The 439-nt window shown below is 54.0% G+C and carries 1 protein-coding gene and 1 pseudogene; both read right to left on the bottom strand.

Features of this window, described 5'->3' with window-relative positions:
• Positions 1–88: 88 nt before the first annotated feature.
• Positions 89–376, bottom strand: a complete 288-nt coding sequence (locus IM267_RS20945; RefSeq protein ID WP_193034228.1) for an RnfH family protein — start codon at positions 374–376, stop codon at positions 89–91.
• Positions 366–439, bottom strand: a pseudogene (locus IM267_RS21425) (ubiquinone-binding protein); the annotation flags it as partial. The gene IM267_RS20945 and the pseudogene IM267_RS21425, both read right to left, overlap by 11 nt.

The raw sequence follows: 439 nt of genomic DNA, 5'->3' as shown, positions 1-439 counted from the left end.
CCAGTTATAACTGTTACCCATGTATCCGGTCTAAAGTGTTACCCATGTTTCCGGTTCATACCGCAGCCCCACCGGGGAAAAGAAAGCGCTACTTACCGGATTTCTCCGCTCGCTGACGACGCAGCTCTTTCGGGTCGGCAATCAGAGGGCGATAAATCTCAACCCTGTCGCCCTCTTTCAGTACATCCCCAAGCTTAACCGGACGGCTGTAGATGCCGACTTTATTCTTCGCCAGATCAATGTCGCTGCGTAGCTCAAGAATGCCGGAAGCGCGGATAGCCGCCTCAACGGTGGCACCCTCCTCCAGCATCACGCGCTGCAAATACTGCTTCTCCGGCAGCGCATACACCACCTCAACAGCAATCTTATGCGACACTGTAAACCTCTTTGGCGCGCGTGGTGAACGCCTGAACCATATTCGAGGCCAGCTCTTTAAAGA

Origin of the sequence: Enterobacter cloacae complex sp. P15RS (assembly GCF_014895905.1) — a bacterium.
GTDB lineage: Bacteria > Pseudomonadota > Gammaproteobacteria > Enterobacterales > Enterobacteriaceae > Enterobacter > Enterobacter quasihormaechei.
Note: the sequence above shows the minus strand (reverse complement) of the source record. Positions and strands in the feature narration are given on the sequence as shown.